1 protein-coding gene is annotated in these 340 nt (G+C 42.9%); it reads right to left on the bottom strand.

The annotated features are described in order from the left end of the window. On the bottom strand, nucleotides 1-340 hold a 340-nt coding region (locus tag ACSG5Z_RS29840), incomplete at both ends, for a lipase family protein (protein ID WP_435712746.1).

Genomic DNA, 340 nt, shown 5'->3' with positions numbered 1-340 from the left:
GAGAAGAGGAACGACATCAAATAGATTAACGAAGCGAAAGCTACTAGCTACTTGTAGTTTATAATAATTACGACATGCAATATCGCCCACTTTGGGAGAGGCAAATGTATAAAGACCGTACTGTGCGAAGGCGGTGTTGATACGCGCATCGAGTATATGTAGTGTGGCGAGCGCGCCGCCTAAGCTATGACCTGTTGCAAGGAGTTTTTTATGGGCTGGTAGTGATACGAGCATATCCATAATAGAAACTCGGCAAGATTCATAAATGGAAAGAAAGCCGTTATGGACATTTCCGCTGTTTAAAGCATATGGGTATGGTTTTTGGTTAACGAGTGAATCG

Source organism: Bacillus pretiosus, from assembly GCF_051294775.1.
GTDB classification, from domain to species: Bacteria; Bacillota; Bacilli; order Bacillales; family Bacillaceae_G; genus Bacillus_A; species Bacillus_A wiedmannii.
The sequence above is the reverse complement of the archived record's forward strand: the minus strand, read 5'-3'. Positions and strand labels throughout refer to the sequence as shown.